Annotated in this window: 19 protein-coding genes; 6 read left to right on the top strand and 13 right to left on the bottom strand. The window is 37.3% G+C overall.

What is annotated here, in order from left to right; translation table 11 throughout:
- Positions 1–320: 320 nt before the first annotated feature.
- Together gerQ and AHA02nite_RS08785 are read left to right on the top strand one after the other, a co-directional pair.
- Positions 321–818 (top strand): spore coat protein GerQ, encoded by a 498-nt coding sequence (gene gerQ / locus AHA02nite_RS15450; protein WP_407642736.1) that lies wholly within the window; start codon positions 321–323, stop codon positions 816–818.
- Positions 819–1,111: 293 nt separating this feature from the next.
- Positions 1,112–1,618: a sigma-70 family RNA polymerase sigma factor gene (locus tag AHA02nite_RS08785; protein WP_146816412.1), complete on the top strand. Its 507-nt coding sequence runs from the start codon at positions 1,112–1,114 to the stop codon at positions 1,616–1,618.
- 407 nt (positions 1,619–2,025) lie between these two features.
- On the opposite strand, the gene AHA02nite_RS15120 is transcribed toward AHA02nite_RS08785, so the two are convergent.
- The 3 genes from AHA02nite_RS15120 to AHA02nite_RS08775 all read right to left on the bottom strand — a co-directional run bounded on the left by AHA02nite_RS15120 (position 2,026) and on the right by AHA02nite_RS08775 (position 6,615).
- A complete protein-coding gene (locus tag AHA02nite_RS15120) occupies positions 2,026–2,193 on the bottom strand; it encodes a hypothetical protein (protein ID WP_170236032.1) in 168 nt (55 codons plus the stop codon).
- A gap of 153 nt (positions 2,194–2,346) precedes the next feature.
- Complete coding sequence (locus AHA02nite_RS08780; RefSeq protein ID WP_146816410.1) at positions 2,347–5,439, bottom strand: AAA family ATPase; 3,093 nt, start codon at positions 5,437–5,439, stop codon at positions 2,347–2,349.
- A gap of 24 nt (positions 5,440–5,463) precedes the next feature.
- On the bottom strand, positions 5,464–6,615 hold the full coding sequence (locus AHA02nite_RS08775; protein WP_146816408.1) for an exonuclease SbcCD subunit D: 1,152 nt from the start codon (positions 6,613–6,615) through the stop codon (positions 5,464–5,466).
- Between the two features lie 607 nt (positions 6,616–7,222).
- Here AHA02nite_RS08775 and AHA02nite_RS15375 point away from each other — a divergent pair.
- Positions 7,223–7,345: a hypothetical protein gene (locus tag AHA02nite_RS15375; protein WP_281284097.1), complete on the top strand. Its 123-nt coding sequence runs from the start codon at positions 7,223–7,225 to the stop codon at positions 7,343–7,345.
- A gap of 112 nt (positions 7,346–7,457) precedes the next feature.
- Here the strand turns inward: AHA02nite_RS15375 and AHA02nite_RS08770 are convergent, their stop codons facing one another.
- Entirely contained in the window at positions 7,458–8,099 is a 642-nt protein-coding gene (locus AHA02nite_RS08770) for an esterase/lipase family protein (protein WP_146816406.1), read from the bottom strand.
- A gap of 171 nt (positions 8,100–8,270) precedes the next feature.
- On the opposite strand from AHA02nite_RS08770, the gene AHA02nite_RS08765 reads away from it, so the two are divergent.
- Positions 8,271–9,254 carry a glutathione S-transferase family protein gene (locus AHA02nite_RS08765; RefSeq protein WP_146816404.1) on the top strand — a complete coding sequence of 328 codons (984 nt, stop codon included), beginning with the start codon at positions 8,271–8,273 and terminating at the stop codon, positions 9,252–9,254.
- Position 9,255: 1 nt separating this feature from the next.
- Positions 9,256–9,762: a GNAT family N-acetyltransferase gene (locus tag AHA02nite_RS08760; RefSeq protein WP_146816402.1), complete on the top strand. Its 507-nt coding sequence runs from the start codon at positions 9,256–9,258 to the stop codon at positions 9,760–9,762.
- Between the two features lie 44 nt (positions 9,763–9,806).
- Here the strand turns inward: AHA02nite_RS08760 and uxuA are convergent, their stop codons facing one another.
- From uxuA to uxaC, 6 genes are all read right to left on the bottom strand, one after another.
- Positions 9,807–10,835, bottom strand: coding sequence for a mannonate dehydratase (uxuA, locus tag AHA02nite_RS08755; protein ID WP_146816400.1), 1,029 nt, complete (start codon positions 10,833–10,835; stop codon positions 9,807–9,809).
- Positions 10,836–10,847: 12 nt separating this feature from the next.
- On the bottom strand, positions 10,848–11,459 hold the full coding sequence (locus tag AHA02nite_RS08750; protein WP_146816651.1) for a bifunctional 2-keto-4-hydroxyglutarate aldolase/2-keto-3-deoxy-6-phosphogluconate aldolase: 612 nt from the start codon (positions 11,457–11,459) through the stop codon (positions 10,848–10,850).
- Positions 11,460–11,478: 19 nt separating this feature from the next.
- Positions 11,479–12,429 carry a sugar kinase gene (locus tag AHA02nite_RS08745; RefSeq protein ID WP_146816398.1) on the bottom strand — a complete coding sequence of 317 codons (951 nt, stop codon included), beginning with the start codon at positions 12,427–12,429 and terminating at the stop codon, positions 11,479–11,481.
- A gap of 68 nt (positions 12,430–12,497) precedes the next feature.
- Positions 12,498–14,300 (bottom strand): beta-glucuronidase, encoded by a 1,803-nt coding sequence (gene uidA, locus AHA02nite_RS08740; RefSeq protein ID WP_146816397.1) that lies wholly within the window; start codon positions 14,298–14,300, stop codon positions 12,498–12,500.
- 32 nt (positions 14,301–14,332) lie between these two features.
- Complete coding sequence (locus tag AHA02nite_RS08735; RefSeq protein WP_146816395.1) at positions 14,333–15,181, bottom strand: SDR family oxidoreductase; 849 nt, start codon at positions 15,179–15,181, stop codon at positions 14,333–14,335.
- A 37-nt stretch (positions 15,182–15,218) separates the two neighbouring features.
- Positions 15,219–16,616, bottom strand: a complete 1,398-nt coding sequence (gene uxaC / locus AHA02nite_RS08730) for a glucuronate isomerase (RefSeq protein WP_146816393.1) — start codon at positions 16,614–16,616, stop codon at positions 15,219–15,221.
- Positions 16,617–16,795: 179 nt separating this feature from the next.
- Here uxaC and AHA02nite_RS08725 point away from each other — a divergent pair, with 179 nt between their 5' ends.
- The gene (locus AHA02nite_RS08725; RefSeq protein ID WP_170236030.1) at positions 16,796–17,965 is read left to right on the top strand and encodes an ROK family transcriptional regulator; all 1,170 of its coding nucleotides are present in this window, start codon (positions 16,796–16,798) and stop codon (positions 17,963–17,965) included.
- 81 nt (positions 17,966–18,046) lie between these two features.
- Here the strand turns inward: AHA02nite_RS08725 and AHA02nite_RS08720 are convergent, their stop codons facing one another.
- The 3 genes from AHA02nite_RS08720 to AHA02nite_RS08710 all read right to left on the bottom strand — a co-directional run bounded on the left by AHA02nite_RS08720 (position 18,047) and on the right by AHA02nite_RS08710 (position 22,603).
- The gene (locus AHA02nite_RS08720; RefSeq protein WP_146816389.1) at positions 18,047–19,576 is read right to left on the bottom strand and encodes an MFS transporter; all 1,530 of its coding nucleotides are present in this window, start codon (positions 19,574–19,576) and stop codon (positions 18,047–18,049) included.
- Between the two features lie 484 nt (positions 19,577–20,060).
- Complete coding sequence (locus tag AHA02nite_RS08715) at positions 20,061–20,774, bottom strand: YwaF family protein (protein ID WP_146816387.1); 714 nt, start codon at positions 20,772–20,774, stop codon at positions 20,061–20,063.
- A gap of 26 nt (positions 20,775–20,800) precedes the next feature.
- Positions 20,801–22,603 carry a S9 family peptidase gene (locus AHA02nite_RS08710; RefSeq protein ID WP_146816385.1) on the bottom strand — a complete coding sequence of 601 codons (1,803 nt, stop codon included), beginning with the start codon at positions 22,601–22,603 and terminating at the stop codon, positions 20,801–20,803.
- Between the last annotated feature and the right edge of the window lie 91 nt (positions 22,604–22,694).

Below are 22,694 nucleotides of genomic sequence, written 5' to 3'. Positions count from 1 at the left end.
AGTCACCACAACAACCAAAAGGGGCTGCTCATAAGCAACCCGCAAAGAAGCCTTATCATCCTAAGGACTCTAAACAAGGATGGTACCCAGACAAGAAGCATCCAGGGGATAAGAAAAGCCAACAGCCAAAATACGGTGATAAAATGCCACCTAAGTATGGCCAATCACCAAAAGCACCTGGTATAGGTTTCGACAAGAAAGGGCCTGACTACAAACCAACTGGTAATAAACCATGGGGTGGTCAACAAGGACAAAGCGGCGGTATGCCTCCATATGGTGGTGGAATGCAACAACCGGGTGGAATGCAACAAGGGCCGGGAATGCAGCAACCGGGCGGTATGGGACCTGGTATGCAACAACCAGGTGGTATGCAACAACCAGGAGGCATGGGACCTGGTATGCAACAGGGACCCGGCATGCAGCAACCTGGTGGTATGGGACCTGGTATGCAACAGCCAGGCGGTATGCAACAACCGGGTGGTATGGGGCCTGGTCAAGGAATGCCGCCATGGATGCAAAACAATAATGGGAACGGGCCGAATGGGCCACAGCAGCCACAACCTGGAATTCCACGTGAACGTTCTTTCATTGAAAACATTTTGCGCCTGAATGAAGGAAAGCAAGCGACATTTTATATGACGTTTGAAAACAATGATGAGTGGAACGCCATGATTTTTGAAGGGATCGTACGTGAGGCAGGTAAAGACCATATTGTAGTTGAAGATCCTGAAAGCGGTAATTGGTACCTTCTATTAATGATTTATCTTGATTACGTACAATTTTATGAAGAACTGAATTATGAATACCCGTTTGCTTAAGGAAACAGCCAACTGACATTTCAGTTGGCTGTTTTTTTAACACTTTTTAACTTGTGTGATCGATTTTACATATGAGAGTTATTTCGACCAATTCTACAACCTAAGATACTTTAGATCAAAAAACTCCGAAAACGATAAAAACAGATCGTTTTTTACAAATTCGATCAAATTTTTGAAAGAAAATTTGAGATTCCTTGTCAGTTTACTTTATTTGCCCAAGTGACAAAACAACTTAACATTTTTAAAAAAGTATATGGGGAGTCTGAATTGTCCTGCAACTGAGGTTTTAAACTATGGACAACCATTTAACAGACAAGCAATTCGAAGACCTTTTAAAACAATATAACAATATGATTCATTACCAAATCCACAAACTTTTCATTAAAGATTATGAAGGTGAGTTTTATCAAGAAGGCGTTACTGCTTTATGGGAAGCCTACAGAAAATATGGCCATGATCCGACATTTCCTAAAATGGCAACGATTTATATTCGAAGTCGCTTAATTGATAAGATTCGTAAACATAAACGAGTACAAGATCGAGAAACGGTTGACGAATATATAGACCACCAAATAGCGTTTAACAAACAAATCGAACATTTCGATCCACACTTCTGGACGACAGTTCGTCAAAACTTAAGCGATAAGCAATGGCTGTTTGTAGAAAAAAGAATTCTAAAAGGGTACTCCTTGAAAGAAATTGCTGAGCAGGAACAAACAACAGTTGATGCAGTTAAAGGATGGGGACAAGCCGCAAAGAGAAAGTTGCGTTCAGCTTTGGAAGACTATTACACAACTTAGGCAAAAGGATGATTATTATTTCAGCCTGAAGCACTATTACAATTCGACCTCCGTACTGTTTAGCGTTCTCTCGTTCTACCTTAAAATTAAGTTAGAACAAAAAAACGGAGGCGATTAGGTGTTAGAACCTATGATTAAAGAAGCAATTATAAAAGATCTTCAAACAAAGTATATCGAAACGCACAAGCATCATAACAAAAAGCAACCTAATTAATCAAACGTTTGATTAATATTTCTCAAACATATTAAATTAGGTACTTCAATTGACATTAGTGAAAAACACCATTATATTTAAAGTATAAGATTATGTATACATTTTTTGTTAAAAACATAAAATAAAAAGAGATAGGGTGCAACTAACACCCTACCTCATAAGCAGTATCCGCCCGTACAAGGCGTAGGCTGCACTATCTTGATGAAGTTTCCTGACTACCTTGCTTCCGGCATAAGCAAGGTAGTTTCTTTTTGCCGCCATTTATGAAAAACATAAATGGTATGACAATAAAATGAGCTTCGAGGGTGACGAATGTTATAGTTATGACTATTAACATTAGCGTCCATATTCGATCGCTCATAGGCATCACCTCCTCTCTCGCCTATGAAAGACGACATGGAGGCTTGGCCTACTTACCTTGCTTAAACGGAATACTGCTCACCTTCATTATATACAATGAATCAGTTGATTTAAACTAAATAAGCGAACATTCATTCGAATTCATACAACAGTCCTAGTTCACAACAAACTCTGATTCACTATAACCATCCTTAGTCTTTCTCACCTCTAAAATGGCTGGTATAGCAGTCTTTAATTCTTGGACGTGTGAAATTACCCCTATCATCCTACCCGACTTTTGTAGGTCAACTAACGTATCAATAGCTTTATTTAACGACTCATCGTCTAATGAACCAAATCCTTCGTCAATGAACATCGTCTCGATTGATACACCACCTTGAAAGCTTTGAATCACATCGGACATACCAAGCGCTAGACAAAGTGACGCATTAAACTTCTCTCCACCAGATAGCGATTTAACGTCACGAGCTTGTCCCGTATAAGCATCGTAAACATCAAGCCCTAATCCACTTTGACGCCCTCTCGCTTCTTGCCTGCTACTTCTAACTAAATAATACTGCCCGTTAGATAGTCTGCGTAATCGTTCATTTGCCGCTTCTATAATTTGCTCCAAATACTCAATTTGCAAGTAACGTTCAAATGAGAGCTTCTGTTCATTTTGACCGCGTACTAAGTTATAAAGATCAGCCAATTGGTTCAGTTTCTTTTCTTTTTCAGCTGCGGCTTCATGAGTTTGTTCAATCTTCTCCCTTAAATTAATAAGGTCTTCTAAATATCTTACATTCATATTGTACAGGTTAAACACTTCTTCATATTGCTGTTTGACACTTTTAAGTTGCTCTTCTAACGCTTCAAGGTCAGGTTTATCCTTCCCTTCCAACTGCTTTTCTAACTCTTTAATCCGTTCTGATAACATTTTAATTGATTGTTTATAGTCATCAATTTCACGCTTTAACGTTTGACGTTCACTTTCAGCTTTTTTAGATTGTTGATAATCATTAACATGTTCAAATGAAGCTTGTGCTAATTGTTCTTTAAACATCTCTTCGTAGCGTAATCGTTTGCCTTTTAGCTCTTCTAAATGAGTTTGTGTGCTCTCAAAAGTTGTTTCTATTGTTGTTAAATTGTTTTTAGCTTCTTCTAAAACTTTTTGAGCTTGTGCCCATTGTTGTTCTAATTGATTTAACTCAGATTTAGTCGATTCGATTTCAGCCTCAATTTGTTTAATGGAACGAAGCCTTTCTGGAATGACTTCTAAATGCTCATAATAAGCACGTTCTTCTGATTGGTGATCAGCATTTAAATTGTAATAATGGCGTTCATATTGTTCTTTTTGCTCCTGAACTTGTTTAATTTGCTCTTCTAATGAATTTGTTTCTTCTTTAATTTGTTCAAGTTGCTGTTGTTGATCAGTTAATCGTTTAACTTCTTTTGCTAATTCACTACCTAAATCTTGAACTTTCGTTAACGTTTTCTCAGGCTGATCGATTGATTCGCCTGAACTTCGAATTTGCTCTTCTGCCCGTTCAATCTCATGCTCTTTAGCTTCTAATTGCCCTTCCACTCGACTGTAATTTGCTTGGGCTTCATCCACTTGTTTTCTTAAAGCTTCTAATTGATGTTTACTTGGTGCCTCACTAGTATTCATTTGCTTATTTGGATGTTCTAAACTACCACAAACAGGACAAGACTCTCCATCATGTAGTTGATGTGCTAGTACAGCTGCTTGACTTTCAATCCATTGTTGCTCAAGTTGCTCTTGATCTTTTTTCTTAGCTTTAAACTCATCACCATAATGTTGAAGCTTTTGATTTAAGCTTTCTTTAGCATTCAAAAGGTCTATATAGTTTTTAAATAAACGATACTTTTCTCTTTCTTCTTGCAACTGTTGTTGTTTCATATGAAGTGACTGTAAAGCCTCTTCAAATTCATTGATGCGTTTCTGGTTTTCATCTCTTTTAATTTGCAACTGCTGCAGGTTCTCTTTTGATTGCTTTAAAGCTTTCTCACTTTGTGATAATTGATCAGCTAAATACTTCACCTTATCTTCTCGTTGCTTTAATGATTGAACCTTTGGGTATAAATCTTCTAATTGTTGTAAATGAGTCTTGGCTTTTTCACGATCTGATTCTTTATTTTTTTCTTCATTGTAAGTAGTCTCTGCTTTAGCTAAAGCTTCTTTTGCCTTTAATAGTTGCTCTTGTAGTTGCTTTTCATAGTGCTGTTTTTGCTCGACTTCACCTCTAATTTCTTCTAGCTGTTTTTCATACGGTTCAATTTGGCTAGCTTTCTCTGCTAATTTAAGTGATTCTTCCTTTTCCTTGATTACTTTCCCTTGTCGTTCTAATTCAACTAACTGACTTCTCTTTGTTTGTAATTCTTGATCTTTCTCATGAATTGACTTAGCTTCATGATACTGAGCAGTTACTTTCTCTTGTTGTTTACTAAGTTGCTCCTTTTCACTACTTAGTTGTTCAACACGCTTTTGATAAAATACTTTTTCTTCATCCATACCAGCGATCACTTGGTTCACGTTATAAAACGCTTGGTTAACAACTTGAAATAATAAAGACTCTTCACGGTTCGGTAACTTAGCGCTAATTTCTTTTATATAGTGATTACGCATATTAAGCTCTTCTTCACTATCCTTTTGCGCTTGTTCTTTTTTACGACGGAGATGTTCATTAAGCTTCTGATAATCCTCTGTCTTAAAAATTCTTCTTAATATTTCTTCTTTATTTTCTGTTTTAGACGTTAATAATTTACGAAATTCTCCTTGTGGAAGCATAACAATTTGTCTAAATTGTTCTTTCGTTAAGCCCACTAACTCTTCGACTCGTTTATTAATTTCTGAAACAATTTGTCGGTCTACACATGGCTCTTCTTTGTTACCATTTATTTTGACAAATTCATAACGATCACCTGTAGCTGTTTTATTACCTTGTTTAACGTGTCCAAGCTGACGTAAAATACGGTATACTTCTCCGTTTAACTCAAACAATAGTTCAGCACTTGTATGAACATCATCATGTGCAAAGTCGCTACGTAACATCTGGTCACTTTCACGGTCTTCGCCACTAGCTGCACCATAAAGCGCAAAACTAATACCATCAAAGATAGTCGTCTTCCCAGCACCTGTTTTACCTGAAATAACGAAAAGTCGGTTGTTTTCCAGTTCTTCAAAGTCTATAATCTCTTTGTCTTTATATGGGCCAAACGCCGATAACGTTAATTTTAATGGTTTCATAGTACGAACCCCTTTCTAAATAGCTTAAGAACGATCTTCTTGTAACAAATCTTCAAAAACTTCTTCCATAATCGATTCAACTTCTTCCGATGGTGCCTCACCTTTCACATCTTCATAGAATGCTTTAAACAACTCTTTGTCTGAAAGTTTATGTCTTTCAATTTTGGGTTCGTCTTCCTTCGTACGTTGTTGAATTTGCACCCGCTTTTCGATATGCATTGCATTGGGATAGACTGATCTAATTTGTTCCATTGGAAATAAAACTGTATGTTCATCCAATAGTTTCACAAATACATAATCTTCGTTCACATCTTGTTTTAATAGATCTTCTAAATACCCTTCAATCGTCCTTAAATCCAGGCGCGGCTTTAGTAGCCGTTTTTCTACTTCTACTTGCCCTTCGCCATCCATTTCAACGATTAAATAGCCCTTTTTATGATTTTCTTCAGAAATAGAATACTTTAACGGTGAGCCTGAATAACGAATCTTTTCATCACCTACATGGTGGGCCTGATGCAAGTGGCCTAGCGCCGTATAATGAAATGGCTTAAACAAATTGGCATCAACATGTTCAGCTCCACCAATGGATAAAGGCCGCTCTGAATCACTCGTGTTTTCTTTCTCTTCACCGCGAGGCGTTACAAATAAATGTCCAACAAACACATGACGAGCATTCTGATCCATATGCTTCTTCAGATGATTAACTATTTTTTCAGTTGCTTCATGATGAGACCTTACATGTTCATCATGAAACTTATTTCTAACGATACTCGGATCACAATAAGGGACTAAATGAAAATGTACTTCCCCATGTGAATCGTTTATAACGACAGGATCATAACTAGATGATAGCTCACCAGTTATATGTAGCCCGTTATCTCTCATTATTTGACTACCGAAATTAAGACGGCCTGGACTATCATGATTCCCTGCCACAGCCACCACTGGAATCTTTAAGTCTAGTACAATTTCTGCTAAACAATCATTTAATAAATGAACCGCATCTGTAGGCGGTACTCCACGGTCATAGAGGTCACCCGCAATAATGACCACATCGGGTTGTTCTTCTTTAATTTCATTAACAAATTGTTTCAAAATGTATCTTTGGTCTTCCGTCATGTAAACTCCTTGGACAAGCTTACCTAAATGCCAATCAGCTGTATGAAAGATTTTCACGCACGATCACCCTTTTATTTTTTCTTTATTTTATTTTAACATCAATAAACACAAACATACGTTCGTTAAATTATTTTTATTTTACCATTTATTCACAAAGATGACTAGCGTTATACTAACACTAACTTTGTCGAAAAAGAGCTTCTATGTACTTGGTGCTACGGGAAAGTGTGAGCGCCAATAAATACTCCTGAGCGCCAGAATAGAGCCTTTGAGCGCCAAATAATTTCGTCGAACGCCAAATTAAGGTTCGCGAGCGCCAAATAATCTCTCCGAACGCCAAATTAGGCCCCGCGAACGCCAGATAACTTCCTCGAACGCCAAATCAAAGCTCGCGAACGCCAAATCAGGCCCCCCAATTACAATGTTTGATCAACAACTTCAATCGACATTTTGTCCTATTATTGAATTATTGTTTGTTTTCTGAATATTATAACATAATGTCCAACTTTACACTTTGTTTATTGTCAGAAAGTTTTATATAATTAGACACTTTAATCAAAATGTAACTTTTTTAAGTTTTTCAGTGCCAAAATGTTTACAAAGCGGAAAAAGGTGGTATACTTAAATATGGAAAGATAAGGATTCGCTATAAGGAGGCGATAACATGTTTGATCATCACATGCTTCGTGAAGCGATTGTTACAGATAAAAGAAAACAATACACGCAGCCAAGTAAAAAGGTTGTAAAGCCATCAAGTTCAATCTTCTCGTTTTTCAAAATCTTTTAATCATCGCACTCAAACTAGCACAACATAGAGATAGCAGCTTATAAGACTAATAGTTTGTTAGATATATAAAAGCCATCAACCTTCCCCTTTTGGTTGATGGCTTACTTTTATTTTAATGAATAAATTGGCCGCTCTTGAAAAAGTTATCTACATGTTTAAACGTCTCTACCTCGTGATGAATACTACGATGGCCGTATGGTAAAACTTTAAAATCCTTCAGACCTGGATAGTAAACTGAATCAACTTCAATGTAACCATCGTTATCACCTGGGATCAATGGGTTGAAAGCTAAGTTACTTTTATCACCCGCTATTGCACCTATTTCAATACCAGTATCATTTTGAAATACTACATTATCGAGATACTCAGTACTTAAAGACCTTACCGTACGAAATACATCAACATAACCTCGAACTTTACTTGCTAAGTCAGCTAGCTGACTGCCTCTATTCGGCGTTCCGATTAAAACGCAGCGGCCGATGTAGTCTAAGTACTTCGTATCAGTTAACAATTTCCGAATGACCAAACCACCTGTGCTATGTCCAACTAAATGCACTTTCTCATCAGGTCCAATTCCTGACCGGACGACACCTTCTAATAAATCCTCAACAAGTGTCACGATTACATCAAACTCATTAAACGTTAATGGTAAATCGGGAGTGAAGCAATCATACCCTTGTTTCTGTAAATAATTAGCCATCGTGTGCATATCTTTATCATTACGAAAAAAACCGTGGATTAAAATGACCTTCATGCAACTCCCCCTTTACACTTTATAACTATACTGTACTCATTTGGAAAAGTGTTTTTCAAAGAAAACCACTTAATTATAGAAGAAAGTCATAAAATTGTAACGTTTGTATTATAGTAGTATTGCTTCTTTATTAGTACATACCCAAATTTTAAGGAAGGATGTCATAAAACAGTGAAACAACTTAAAGAAATTTCACAAGACGGCTCTTTTCAAAGGCAAAAAAACCGCTTCACGACACCATTTAGTAACGAAAGTGGATTACCAATTGAGCCTGGACGATACCGATTGTTATGGTCACCCGCCTGCCCATGGGCTCACAGAGCAGTGATTGTTCGAGAACTGTTAGGATTAGACACTGTTATTTCATTAGGTACAGCTAGTCCAATGCGACCTAATATTGATCGTGTTGATTGGGAATTTTCGTTAGATGAAGACTGTATCGACCCTGTCTTAAATGTTCGCTACATTAGTGAATTATATTTAAACTCAGACCCCAGCTTCTCAGGCCGACCTACTGTACCTGCAGTGGTCGACCTCACAACTAAAAGAGTTGTTAATAATGATTACTTCAACTTAACAAACTACTTTGAGACAGTATGGTCACCTTATCATAAAGAGAATGCACCGAACCTATACCCAGAACATTTACAAAAGCAAATTAATGAACTTAATGATACAATTTTTCATGACGTAAATAATGGTGTGTATCAATGTGGTTTTGCCCATTCTCAAGAAGCCTATGAACAAGCTTATGACAAATTGTTCGCTAGACTAGATCAACTTAATCAACACTTAGAGAAAAACCGATTTCTGTTAGGTGATTATATTACAGATGCTGATATCCGCTTATATACTACACTTGTGCGTTTTGATGCCGCTTACTACACGGCATTTAACACAAATAAACATTTAATTCGAGAGTACAAAAACCTTTGGGGCTACGCTCGTGACTTGTACCAAACAGCTGGATTCGGCAACACGACAGACTTTGATGCGATCAAAAAGCATTACCACTTATCTATTACGATTAATCCAGATCACGCAAAACCTAACATTTTACCGAAAGGCCCAGACCTATGTGCATGGAATGAACGTCCTGAACGCGATATACTAAGTAAATTACCGAGTAAGTTTTTATATAAGGAGCCGACATAATATGAGTACAGCTATAATTAGAGATGCTAGACGAGAAGAGATCCCGTTAATTAGACAGCAACGGGTAGAAGCTTATGAACCTTATTCACAAGTTCTAACCAATGAACATTGGCACGCTTTAAAAGGAACATTATCTTCAGAAAACGACACTAAAGAAGGCGTTGATTTAATCGTGGCACAATTAGGTGAAGAAATAGTAGGGAGTGTCGTCCTTTTCCCTGCTGAAACAGATGCTTACGAGTGGATCGATGCCTTACAATACCCAGAACTAAGAATGCTTGCCGTCGTACCGAAAGGAAGAGGTCATGGAATTGGCAAAGCACTTGTGCAAGAGTGCATCAATCGGACGAAACAAAGAGGTTATACTAAAATGGGGTTACACACAGGAGAGTTCATGAAGTCAGCAATTCAATTATATGAACAGTTTGGATTCAAACGAGTACCCGAACACGATTTCCAACCGGCTGATGATGGGGTGAATGTTAGAGCTTATGTTTTAGAGCTATAAAAAAAGCTCCCAGTAAGTTAAAAACTTAAACTGGGAGCAATTTTTTATTTTATACTATCTAAAACACCCGCGATATACATAGCGCCTAAAGCACGGTCATATAAACCATAACCAGGACGGCCTTCTTCTCCAAAAATCATACGCCCATGGTCAGGTCGCGCCGGTCCATTGAAACCAACTTCTTTTAACTTTTTAATTACCCCTACCATATCAAGTGATCCATCTTTATTTTGGTGTGAAACTTCTTGGAACGATTTCGTACCATACCGTTTAACGTTCCTTAAATGGACGAAGTTGATGCGGTCTTTAGCCACATCAATAATCTCAAAAAGGTCGTTATTTTGATCAGCACCAAATGATCCTGTACAAAATGTTAAACCATTATGCTTACTATCTACAGCATTTAGTAAATACTTTACATTTTCTGCATTAGTAACAACTCTTGGTAAGCCAAAAATATTCCAAGGTGGATCATCTGGATGAATAGCCATAAGTACATCTTCTTCTTCAGCTACTGGGATAATTTCTTTTAGAAAATAAACTAAATTGTCTAATAGCTGTTGCTCTGACATTTCTTTATATTGGTCCATAATTCCCTTTAATTCATCTGTTTGGTAAGATAAATCCCAACCTGGTAAAGTCAACTCTCCACTTAACGGGTCTAAGCCTTCTAACTCCGACTCATCATAATTTAATGAATTAGAGCCATCTTCTAATGACTTAGCTAGATCAGTACGTGTCCAGTCAAACACAGGCATAAAGTTATAACAAACCGTTTTAACTCCTGCTTTAGATAAATTTCTAATTGTCTGTTTATAATTCTCGATATAATGATCTCGAGTCTCAAGACCTAACTTTATATCTTCGTGAACAGGTACACTTTCAATGACTGATAAATTTAACCCGTTAGATTCCACCTCTTGCTTTAAGGCTTCTATACGTTCTAAAGGCCATACTTCACCGACTGGAATATCATAAACTGCACTAACAATTCCCGTTACGCTTGGAATTTGACGTATATATTGTAGTGGGACTTGATCATCATGACCGTACCACCTAAAAGTCATCTCCATCTTACTCACTCCTTACGATTCCTTAACTTGTTCAACGAAAGCTCTTGCTTTTGCTTCAATGTCCTCTAAACTACCTTGAGTTAATGAACCACCAATACCCACGGCAAAAGCCCCTTGTTCAAACCACTCATTAATGTTCTCAAGGTTAACACCGCCAGTTGGCATTATAGAAACTTGTGGTAATGGACCTTTAAACTGGTTAATTGCACTTGGACCAAACTGACTACCTGGAAACAATTTAATGATTGAACAACCATACGATAATGCTGACATCATTTCAGTTACAGTCATACACCCTGGTAAATAAGGCACTTGCTCTAAGTTACATTTAAAAGCAATTTCTTTATTAAAACCTGGACTTACAACAAAGTCTGCTCCAGCTTGAATTGCTGACTGCGCTGTTACTTCTTCTAATACAGACCCTGCACCTAACAAAATATTCGGATACTGTTCTTTCAATTGCTCGATTGCTTTTTCCACTTTAGGAGTGGTATAAGTCAACTCGATACAGTTAAAGCCACCACGAATACAAGCTTCAACATATTGATAAGCTTGCTTATGATCATCAGCGCGAATGACAGCCACTAATTGCTCAGACTCAATACGTTTTAATGCTTGATACATTTTCACCTATACCACCCCTTTAACGTTCAATTGTTTTAACATTGTTCATTCGATTTATAGCATCTTCCAGGTAAGGAAGACCTTCATTATCACCGTAAACTTCCACAACCATCGCACCAACTGTATTAGCTAATTTTAAAGTCTCTTCAGCGCTCCAATTATTAACCAACCCATACAGTGCAGCAGCATCGAAACCATCACCAGCACCAACAGTATCTACAGCATTAATACCTTTAAGGGCTGGCTGTTCATACAAGTTACCATTAGTCCAAAGTTTTGAACCTTCAGACCCATCCTTTATAAATAAGTGACTGATTTCATAACGTTCAGCTACTTCAATAACTTCTTCTACACTACTTGTTCCAAATAATAATTCTGCTTCATCTAAGCCTGTTAATAAAAAGTCAACATCTTTCATCCAACGTGTAAGTGTTTGACGTGCCTTCTCTTCACTCCAAAGTTTCAACCTAATATTAGGATCCATCGAGATTTTCACACCGTTTAACTTAGCAAGATTAATGGCACGCTCAACTGTTTTAATGTTTTGGTCGCTCATCGCTGGAAATACACCTGTTACATGTAAAACTTTAGCGTTTTTAAACAGTTCTTCATTCAACCTGTCAGCTGTTAACTCTTGGGTTGGTGACTCATGACGATAATAATAAGTGTTTGATGACCCGTTATTGAAAATCTCTTTAAAGTTAAGAGAGGTCGAATACCCGTTTACTAACTCTACTTCACTTACATCAATACCTTCTCCACGGGCAAAATTATATATATACCTTCCAAACTCATCTTTACCCAAGCGACTAATCCACGTTGGCGAAACACCTAAACGTGCCAAGCCAATTGCAACGTTAAATTCAGCACCACCAACTTTACGCTTAAAAGTATCATTAAAACGAAGTGGTCCTGTTGTCGCTGGGTCAAATGTGATCATAGCATCACCAATCGTTATAACATCACTCATGGTCCATTCTCCTTTCAAACATCATTGAGTGATTAAGGGGAGTACATGTCGCACTCCCCTTTCACCTTTTAACCTTTATAATGATAATTCGGAATACCTGCCCAACGTTGACGCATGTGATGAGCCGCTAACTTCGGCTTACGCTCACGAGTGAAGATACCTTTTTTGTTACCTTGTACACGGATCACACCTTGGCTCGTTTCAAAGTCAGCAAAGTTCCAAATGTGCTCGCCGATAAAGTTATCAAATTGATCAAACACTTCATGGTTAGCTTGTAAAAACTCTGACTGGAATTCCTCAGTAAACATCACTGGGTCAGTGTCATGCATACCAGAAACTGTATCTGCACCATACTCAGTCATGATGATTGGCTTTCCAGGACAACGCTCTTTCCAGCCTTCAAACTCTTCTGCTAACTTCACTTTAGCCACTTCTAAATTACCACTTTCGACATACCAACCGTAATAACGGTTTAGGCAAAGCACATCTAGCAATTCTTCAATCTTACCTGTCTCAGGCGTTGACATTAAAATCGTGACAACTGTTACTGGACGATTTTGTGGATCCACTTCTTTTGTCAGTTCCACAAGGGGCTTGAAGTACTCATAAGCACCTTCCATGTCAGATTCAGGTTCATTTGCTATACTCCATAAAACAACTGATGGGTGGTTCTTATCACGATTCACTAAATCTTTAATAACTCGCTCATGGTGTTCGTAAGTTTGGAGCTCACCCCAAGTATCACGCTTTTCGGTAGCTCCTAGTAATGAAGCAGAGAAGTTTAAGTGCAAGCCAACTGCTGGTGTTTCATCAATAACGACTAGCCCTTCACGGTCAGCTAAACGCATAATCTCTTCTGAATAAGGATAGTGCGCTGTTCTAAATGAGTTCGCCCCAATCCACTTCATTAAATTAAAGTCCATAACGTTAACTGCTTCATTTAAGCCTCTTCCGTTAACAAATGAATCTTCGTGCTTACCAAACCCTTTGAAATAAAATGGTTTGCCATTAATTAAGAACTGATTATGAGTAACTTCAACAGTTCTAACACCAAATGGTTGGAAGTATTGGTCAACTACTTCTCCATCATTAACAAGTTCAACTTGAAGGTCGTACATGTAAGCATCTAAAGGCTCCCACAAGTTTACGTTTTCAACTTTAACTTGGCCTTTAGCTCCAGCTCCTTCTGCTACCACCTGTTTATCTTCATCAAGTACTTTAACTCGGACATCTTCAGCTTTTCCTACAGATTCAACTTCATAATCAACAACACCTGTAGATCCATCAACGTCTGTTACAACCGTAATATCATCAATATAAGTTTTTGGCGTTGTATAAATTTTCACTGGACGATGAAGACCAGCATAGTTGAAAAAGTCAAAGTTTGGCTTATTTTCAACGACTGTACCAAGCTCATTAACTTCACGTTCACTATATAAACCAACTGGCAATGTGGATTCATCTACAATGTTATTAACCGCTACTGTTAAACGGTTTGCTCCACTTTGCACATATTCGTTAATCTCTTGTTCAAATGGTAGAAAACCACCCTTATTTTTAACGATTAATTCACCATTAATATAAACTTTAGCTGTGTGAGTTGCTGAACCAAAGCGTAAAACAAGGCGTTCACCTAATGCATAATTCGGAACGTGAAACTCCCTTTCATACCAAACCCAACCGACATGGTTACGGATCTTTTGTTCAACACTAATATCATTGTATGAAGAAGGAACTGCTACAAACTGAGCATCCTTAAGTGGTTCATCCTTCCACTCTTCAGTTAAACTTGTGTTTTCATCTAACTTAAAGTTCCATACACCGTTTAATTCGAATGTTCCTCTAGTTTCTGTCGAAATTGGATATAACATTAATACCTCTCCTTTTTTTATTTATTATAGGATTATACTCCTGAGTAAGCTGAAAATCCGCCATCAACTGGCACAACAATACCGTTAACAAAACCTGATGCTTGCTTATTTACAAGCCATAACAACGTTCCTACTAACTCTTCTGGTTCACCAAAGCGATTCTCTGGCGTTTGTGATAAAATCTTTTCCGCACGTTCAGACAAATTACCGTCCTTTTCGTATAATAAATCACGGTTTTGGTCAGTTAAAAAGAAGCCTGGTGCTATAGCATTTACGCGTATGCCAACTTTAGAGAAGTAAACAGCTAGCCACTGTGTAAAGTTACTTACTGAAGCCTTTGCCCCGCTATAAGCTGGGATCCTCGTTAAAGGCCTCATCGCATTCAAAGATGAAACATTTATAACCGTAGCATCTTCTTGGTCTAGCATATCTTGACCAAATACTTGTGATGGAAGTAATGTCCCTAAGAAATTCATATCGAATAAGTTGCCCACTGCTTCTGGGTCTAAATCAAAGAATGACTTCTCATCATCTTGCAATGAGCCGCTTGGATAATAATCGTGGCTTGTTGTCGCTTTCGGGTGATTACCACCAGCACCGTTAATTAAAATGTTACACGGTCCTAGCTTTTCATTAACTTCTTGACGAACACTTTCTAATGAATCTTTGCTTAACACATCAACACTATAACCATACGCCTCTCCACCATTCTCATGGATTCGATTAACGACTTGGTCAATTTTCTCTTGTGTTCTTGCTAGTACAACCACTTTTGCACCAGCTAAAGCTAAAGCTTCACTTAACACACCACCTAATACACCACTGCCACCTGTTACGATCGCTACTTTTCCTGATAAATCAGTTGGGAATGGTAAGTTCATCAAAACACCTCCTGTAAAAATTTAATCAAACGTTTGATTAATCAATTTTGAAAAACTCTTTTGCATTGTAATAGCAAATATTCTTTATATACTGTTGCAGCAATTCTGAGTCATTAGGCGCAAGGCCTTGCTCAACCCAACTACCGATTAAGCTACATAAAATCCTTCTGAAATATTCATGTCGAGAGAATGATAGAAAGCTTCTTGAATCTGTTAACATACCAACAAAGTTACTAATTAAACCGATGTTAGCTAATGTTTTCATTTGATCTTTCATACCATCAATATTGTCGTTAAACCACCAAGCAGTACCAAACTGTACTTTTCCTCGAATACCGTCACCTTGGAAGTTTCCTGCCATTGAGGCTAAAATTGGATTATCATTCGGATTCAAGCTATAAAGGACTGTTTTAGGGAGCTTGTCTTTCTGCTCCAGTGTATCCAGAAACGCCCCAAGAGGCTTTGCTAGCTTTGTATCATTAATGGAATCAAAACCAGAGTCGCCACCTAAACGGTTAAACATTTTCGTATTGTTGTTTCGCTTAGGTCCCATGTGTAGCTGCATGACCCAACCGTAATCAGCGTACATTTCACCTAATTGAACTAACGTTAATGTTTTGTACTTTTCTACTTCTTCTTGATTTAATGACTGACCTTCTAACCTCTTTTTGAAGATCTCTGCAACTTCTTGTTCTGTCGCTTCTTTATAAAACATTTCATTAATACCATGATCTGAACTGCGACAACCAATCTCATCAAAGTATTTCACCCTGTCACTTAAAGCAGTAAGGAACTCTTGGTAATTTGAGATTGAGTAGCCTGTTGCAGCCTCTAACTTACCTAGCCAGTCCATGAATTGCTCTTGATCAATTGCAAGTCCTTGGTCTGGCCTAAACGATGGCGAAACTTTGAAGTCTTCAACATCCATCAAAGCCTTATGAGCATGTAAATTATCGACTGGGTCGTCTGTTGTACCTACAAATTCAACTTGATCATGTCGTAAAATATTACGTGCTGACAATTCAGGAGTTTGCAGCCTTTGCTTCGCTTCTTCCCAAATGTCAGGAGCTGTGTTCTCATCTAATAACTCATCAATTTCTAAATATCTTAAAAGCTCTAAATGAGTCCAATGATACAACGGGTTTCCTAATGTTTGTGGTACTGTTTTGGCCCAAGCTAAAAATTTCTCGTAATCTGATTTGTCACCTGTAACATATGGTTCTTCTATACCATTAGCACGCATAGCACGCCACTTATAATGGTCTCCAGCTAACCAGATCTCGTATAAGTTTTTGTAGTTTTTATCTTCTAAAATCTCTTCTGGAACTAAATGGTTATGATAATCAATAATTGGTAAATGTTTAGCATATCCATGATAAAGATCGTATGCTTTTTGATTTTCGAGTAAGAAACCATCTGTAATAAATGTCTTCATAACGACCCTCACTTTTTGAGTTGTTTGTTTTTGTTTGTTTACTAAACAAATTATTAATTCTATGATAAATGTAAGCGCTTTTAAATTCAACCCCTTTTTCTGTGAAAATTCTGTTATTATAGAATTTTAAGGTTCCGTCTGATAAGATGTAAACAGATTACACAAAGTTGGTGAGATTATTGAGTACCGGAGACGCACATTACATCAAAAATTTAAATAGACGTATTTTAATCGAACAAATTATTAAAGAAAAAACATTATCAAGAAGTGACTTAGCTAGAGATACAGGGTTAAATAAAGCTACTGTATCTGCCCAAATTTCTGCTTTAATTGATGAAGGAATCGTTCGTGAAACTAAAATTGGCTCGATTGATTCACCAGGTAGAAAGCCCATCTTAATAGAAATAAACGGTGATGCCGGATATAGTATTGGGATTGATGTAGACACGACAGAGGTCCGTGCCGTTTTTATTGATCTTAAAGGATTTCCATTCCACAAAGAAGTAATAGAGACTAACGAAGGTGACCTAGATCAACTTATATCGATTGTTAGAGAACGCTTAAAGCCGTTAATGGACCAATTCAACACGGACTATGACCCTATTGGCTTAACAGGCATTTGCGTCGGTATACACGGTATTATTAATAATGATAACGAGATTGTTTTTACACCGAAACAACAATGGACAAACACAGACTTAAAGGAAAAATTAGAAAGCGAAATTGATGTACCAGTCTATATCGATAACAATGCTAATTTGAGCGCTTTTGGCGAACAAGTCTATTTCGAGAACATCTCTGATCTTTTCTGTATTACGCTTTATTCTGGTATTGGTTTAGGTATCATTAATAATTATACAATTTACCGTGGTTATGAAGGGTTTGCTGGTGAAGTTGGGCATATGATTGTCCAACCCGAAGGCCAACTGTGTACATGTGGGAACTTAGGTTGTTGGGAGCAGTACGCTTCTGAAAAAGTATTAAAGCAAAAGTTAAGCAATCGATTCGAAAATGCAAAAGACAATTATCAAACTTTACTTACAGAAGACTCTTTTAAAGGAGACTTAGAAGAGTTCTCAAAATACTTAGCAATTGGATTGAATAATATAATCAATATTTTCAATCCGCAGAGAATTGTACTGAACGGGGCATTAATTAACGAGAATCCACAAGTTATTGAAGAAATGGAAGGTTTACTAAAGTCCAAGATTAATAGTTATGAAACCATCCACATTTCAAGACTTGGAGAGTTTGCATGTGCGTTAGGTGGAGCTGCATATGTACTGAAAAATTACCTGAATGTTAACACACTGGATTACATGGCTTATGAATATTTTGATCAAGAATAAAAGGTGAGAGGCGCTATACCTCTCACCTTTTTCACACAGGAAGTGCCCTAATCCATATCGACTAGGGCACTTTTAACATTGTTATTTCTTTTCTTCATTTGAAGCAACTAATGTTTTATCTTCTGAGCCTCCATCATTTGAACTTGAGGCAACCTCAGACTTTTCTTCTTTAACCTCAGCAATTTTAGCCTGAATTTCTTTCATTGTTTCACCATCTAGCTTGTAGAACTTCATTGCGATAATTGATATTAACCAACCAAGGATTGGTACACCAAACGCTGCAAAAATTGTCGCATAAAGTAGTGGCTCAGTCAGTGGTTCTCCAATTTGCGGAAATTCATTTTGGTAACCAATAAGGGCTACAATGAAACCTGCCAACGCTGGCGCCAATGACGAAACTAATTTATCCACGAATGAGAATAGTGACGAGATCATCCCTGGCACATATCGACCAGTTTTGTAAGTTTCATAGTCTGACGTATCAGCAATCATTGGAATTACAATTGATGGTGTTAAAGTTGAAACACCGCGACCAATACTATATAGAACAACAAACGCAATTGTTAAGAATCCAATCGCTTCAAAATTAGCACTTGATGGATTATCTGCTACAACTAAGATAACTGATAATACTGTAAGCGCGATTACACCTAACCAAGATGCACGCACTAATGTCTTCTTTAGACCAACTTTTCTAGCATAAACAACACCAATATAAGTGATTAATAAACTAGGAGCAATGGTGAGTAATGCATAAGTTCCACTTAATGCAAAATTACCTAGCAATATACCAAACAACATAACCATCACAACTTGTTGTTGCATCATTGTTGCTGCTAATTTGTCCGTTGAGGCAGACAACACTAGCATTTGTAGTGGTCTATTACCTTTTATAATCGGCCAAAAGTCTCTAAATCTAACCTTCATTGATAAGTCGGCTAAACCATAGAATTCTTTGCGATCTTTAGCTTTAATACCAATTACAGCAAGAATAGTAAATAATGCTGATAATAAAATTACAAACGTATTTAATTCAACGAATAATGATAATGGAAAGTCCTCTCCGTGTTTACCTACTAAATAACTGGATACATAAACTTGTCCTAACGAAAACAGTAAAATGTTATAAACTGAATCAAAGATCGAGAATAACGGTCTTTGCTTCGGGTGATTCGTTAACACCGTTTGCGCTGCTCTAGTTACGTTCGTTTGCATCGTGTAACCAATAATATAAATAGCATGAATGAATATAAACGCAAACAACTGTAGGTTCTCAGGTAATCCGTGAATGTTGTACATCAGGAAAAAAGATGATGCCAACACTATGTTACCGATTATCATGATTGGCATAAACTTACCAAACTTGGTTTCAGTTTTATCAATGATAAACCCAATCAACGGGTCGGTAATGGCATCAAACGCACGCATTGCTGCTAGTATTGTACTAACAACGACAACAGCTAAACCTGCAACCCCTGTTGCATAATAAGTGACGAAACCTAATGCAAATAAATAAATGTTTGTAGCAGTATTGTTTAATGCGAAAAAAGCAATCTGCCACAATTTAGCCTGGTGGTAGTTCTGTTCATTGCCTGTAATAGATGCTCCCATTTTTATCCCCCTCTTAAATGTGAACCTTGTCCTAAAACGCCCCGAAGAAACCGTTTACAATTCTTTTATTGAAGCGTTTACATTTTCAATCGATGTTTTTGTTTGTTTGGTAAACAAACTTATAAATGTATAGTAAATGTAAGCGCTTTATATGTCAATAAGCTTTTTTATGAAAAGTTAGAATTTTTACTTTTTATTGTTACTATGTATTATACAAGGGGCGTCGAGCGTTTGAGTTTTTCAATTTATTCCAGATGGTGCATCCACTTTCTATTGTGAGTTCGCCTAATTATTTTGGAATTAAGCGAAATTCTTAATAATTAAGCGAACTATTCTATAATTAAGCGAAAATCATGATAATTAAGCGAAATCCTTATTAATTAGGCGAACGCTCAATTAATTAAGCGTTCGCCCAATTCAGCAAGGGTGCCCCCCTTTAAATCATGCATAAATAAAAAAAGCAGAGCTCCTTAACTCTGCTTTCTCACTTTATTCTCTGTCCAATATACAAACCCCCATAAATTATTAAAAACAACCCTATCGCGATCACTTCAAGCGACAAAATATACCACGGATATGGACCTAAATAATCTAGAAAAGTTGCACTACTAGGTTTGCCATTTAGAAACATGTAGTTTGAACCTAATATATTATTAATGTTCCAGACGACAAAAGCAATGACATTAAGGGCTACAAATGCTCTCCATACTGACCTTAAAGTCGGTTTGAATTGTTCAACCCACAACATGTATAAACAAGCCAAAACAATTGCCATATGAGAGATAAAAAACTGAAAGAACCGCATATGTGGGTAACCAAAAAATAATTCTGGAGTAATCATCGCAATTAATGCACCTGTCATACTGACGAAAAAAGCAACCTCAAACATTCGATAATCTTTTGTGAGTAACATAGCCGCACACAAATACATCGAAATCGAGCTAAGTTGTAATGGTAGATTAACCGTTATGTCCCATTCTCCATGGACGAAATACCAGACATGGAACGTAACTTCTCCTAAAATTAAAACTCCGATTAAACTATATGTCCAAACGACAGTACTCTGTTCACGAATCTTCTTACGATTGGAAAACAAATAAATTGCGACAATAAAAGTTAAAAGGAGCATCGCAATATGGGGAAGCCCAAATAGTTCAAACGGATACTCCGCTCGATCAAAGCTGAATAAACCCCACATGACGATCCACTCCTTTTAAAATGACGTTAAACTTTTTGACTCACTGTTTGATGCTTCTCTAAAAACTGTAACATTGTTTGGTAAACGTTAATTTCGTTTTCTTTTTTCGAGAAGCCATGCCCTTCATCATCAAGCACTAAATACTCAACTTCTCGCCCTTCACTTCGAAGCTTGTCGACGATTTGGTCTGATTCTTCTTTAACAACACGTGGATCCTTTGCCCCTTGAATAACGAGCATCGGTTTTTCCATTCCATCTAAATACGTAATAGGAGAGTCCTTTTCAAAACGCTCTCGATCTTTTTCAGGGTCTCCTAACCAACGCTTCATAATAGGCTTCCAATGGTCTGGGACAGAGTTCACGAACGTAAATAAGTTCGATACGCCGAAAATATCAACAACTGCTTTGAAATATTCAGGATGACGACCATGTAAAAGTAACGCCATGTAACCGCCATAACTACCACCAACTAAGAATAGTCGTTCAGGGCTTGAAATCCCCTGTTCAAACAACCACTCAATAGCATAAACATTATCAAGACGCGGCCCTTCTCCCCAATCTTGTTCCACTAACTTAACAAATGATGATCCATAACCTGTACTTCCTCTGAAGTTCGGGCAGAAAATGGTGTAACCTCTGTTAAGCAAACATTGGAACATAGCGCGATAAAATTTCCTTTCAGCTGCTTGCGGACCACCATGCGGCCAAAAGACCGTGTGACCATTATCATTCTCAGGCTTAGCACGGAATAGTAAAGCTTCAATTTCCATACCATCAAACGACTCGTATGTCACAACTTCTGGATCAACCATTTCTTCAGGGCTAACACCTAACACACGATTAGCCGTAATCTGCTTCCAACCAGACTCATTATACTTAAAAATATTATGTGGAATAACGGCACTGCGACCTAATATATAGACATTTCCAGATTTAGCGACTTGTACTTTTTCAATGACATCAACTGGTGCATCGATGTTTTCCAGTGTTCCGTTTTTAACATCATAACGATACAAATAATCTGTAACGCCTTTTTCTGTCACTAAATAAAACTGCTCTTGCTCCTTATCATACTTAAGGTCTTCAATACTCTCGTTCTCAATTTCCAATACTTTATCAAACGTTTTAGTCGTTAAATCAAACTTAGCTAAATAATTAAATTCACTTTCATAATTAGTTACAAAATAGATTGTGTTATCTGCAACGAATGTAGCGCCACCACTAACGTGAACTTTCTCACGATCTGGCGTTAAGTCAAAAACACCATCCTCTGTCTTAACGAACGCTATTGAGTATGTATTCGCTAAAGTTGTTGAGAAAACGAACGACTTCTCATCCTCTGAAACAGCTGAAAGTGGCGTCGGGCCCAGTTCGCCTTCATGCACTAAATCATCTTTACCAGTTTCTAAGTTTCGTACGCGCGTGTTTAGGAAACTTGGGTTGTCCTTAGATGTCACATAATATAGACGTTCACCATCTTCAGATAGATGTGAGTAGAAATACTTTTCTTCAGACTCCCCTGTAACTAAAGGTTGTGGTAAACCTCCTTCAGGTGAGACGGCATAGATCTGATAATTTTCATCACCATCACGATCAAACCCTGCTAAAACATAGCGTCCCTCTGGATCAAACTTTAAGAAATTACTAGATTCATCTTGATGAGCAAAAAGGTATGGGTATTGATCAGGTAAATTCATAGCCCAAATGTTCATCGTCCCACTTATATTCGAACTAAATAATAAACGGTCTTCATTAGGACTTACAGTAAAGTTAGATATAACATATGAACGAAAAAACTGTTCTACAGTTGGCTTTGGAAATTTAATCACTCATATTCCCCCTTGAAATAATTTAATTATTTGAATATTCCTTATTATTATAAACGAAAAAGTCGATAAGTTGAAATGGTAGACATTAATT

This window comes from Alkalibacillus haloalkaliphilus, assembly GCF_007991275.1.
In the GTDB taxonomy this organism is placed as follows: domain Bacteria; phylum Bacillota; class Bacilli; order Bacillales; family Alkalibacillaceae; genus Alkalibacillus; species Alkalibacillus haloalkaliphilus.
Note: the sequence above shows the minus strand (reverse complement) of the source record. Positions and strands in the feature narration are given on the sequence as shown.

Bases quoted from the DNA above. Each gene is read 5' to 3' on its own strand.
- AHA02nite_RS08750 (WP_146816651.1), bottom strand. From the start codon at position 11,459: ATGTATCAAGCATTAAAACGTATTGAGTCTGAGCAATTAGTGGCTGTC.
- AHA02nite_RS08780 (WP_146816410.1), bottom strand. From the start codon at position 5,439: ATGAAACCATTAAAATTAACGTTATCGGCGTTTGGCCCATATAAAGAC.
- uidA (WP_146816397.1), bottom strand. From the start codon at position 14,300: ATGTTATATCCAATTTCGACAGAAACTAGAGGAACATTCGAATTAAAC.
- uxaC (WP_146816393.1), bottom strand. From the start codon at position 16,616: ATGAAGACATTTATTACAGATGGTTTCTTACTCGAAAATCAAAAAGCA.
- AHA02nite_RS15375 (WP_281284097.1), top strand. From the start codon at position 7,223: ATGTTTGATCATCACATGCTTCGTGAAGCGATTGTTACAGATAAAAGA.
- AHA02nite_RS08735 (WP_146816395.1), bottom strand. From the start codon at position 15,181: ATGAACTTACCATTCCCAACTGATTTATCAGGAAAAGTAGCGATCGTA.
- AHA02nite_RS08745 (WP_146816398.1), bottom strand. From the start codon at position 12,429: ATGAGTGATGTTATAACGATTGGTGATGCTATGATCACATTTGACCCA.
- AHA02nite_RS08770 (WP_146816406.1), bottom strand. From the start codon at position 8,099: ATGAAGGTCATTTTAATCCACGGTTTTTTTCGTAATGATAAAGATATG.
- AHA02nite_RS08720 (WP_146816389.1), bottom strand. From the start codon at position 19,576: ATGGGAGCATCTATTACAGGCAATGAACAGAACTACCACCAGGCTAAA.
- AHA02nite_RS08785 (WP_146816412.1), top strand. From the start codon at position 1,112: ATGGACAACCATTTAACAGACAAGCAATTCGAAGACCTTTTAAAACAA.
- gerQ (WP_407642736.1), top strand. From the start codon at position 321: ATGCAGCAACCGGGCGGTATGGGACCTGGTATGCAACAACCAGGTGGT.
- AHA02nite_RS08760 (WP_146816402.1), top strand. From the start codon at position 9,256: ATGAGTACAGCTATAATTAGAGATGCTAGACGAGAAGAGATCCCGTTA.
- uxuA (WP_146816400.1), bottom strand. From the start codon at position 10,835: ATGGAGATGACTTTTAGGTGGTACGGTCATGATGATCAAGTCCCACTA.
- AHA02nite_RS08715 (WP_146816387.1), bottom strand. From the start codon at position 20,774: ATGTGGGGTTTATTCAGCTTTGATCGAGCGGAGTATCCGTTTGAACTA.
- AHA02nite_RS15120 (WP_170236032.1), bottom strand. From the start codon at position 2,193: ATGAGCGATCGAATATGGACGCTAATGTTAATAGTCATAACTATAACA.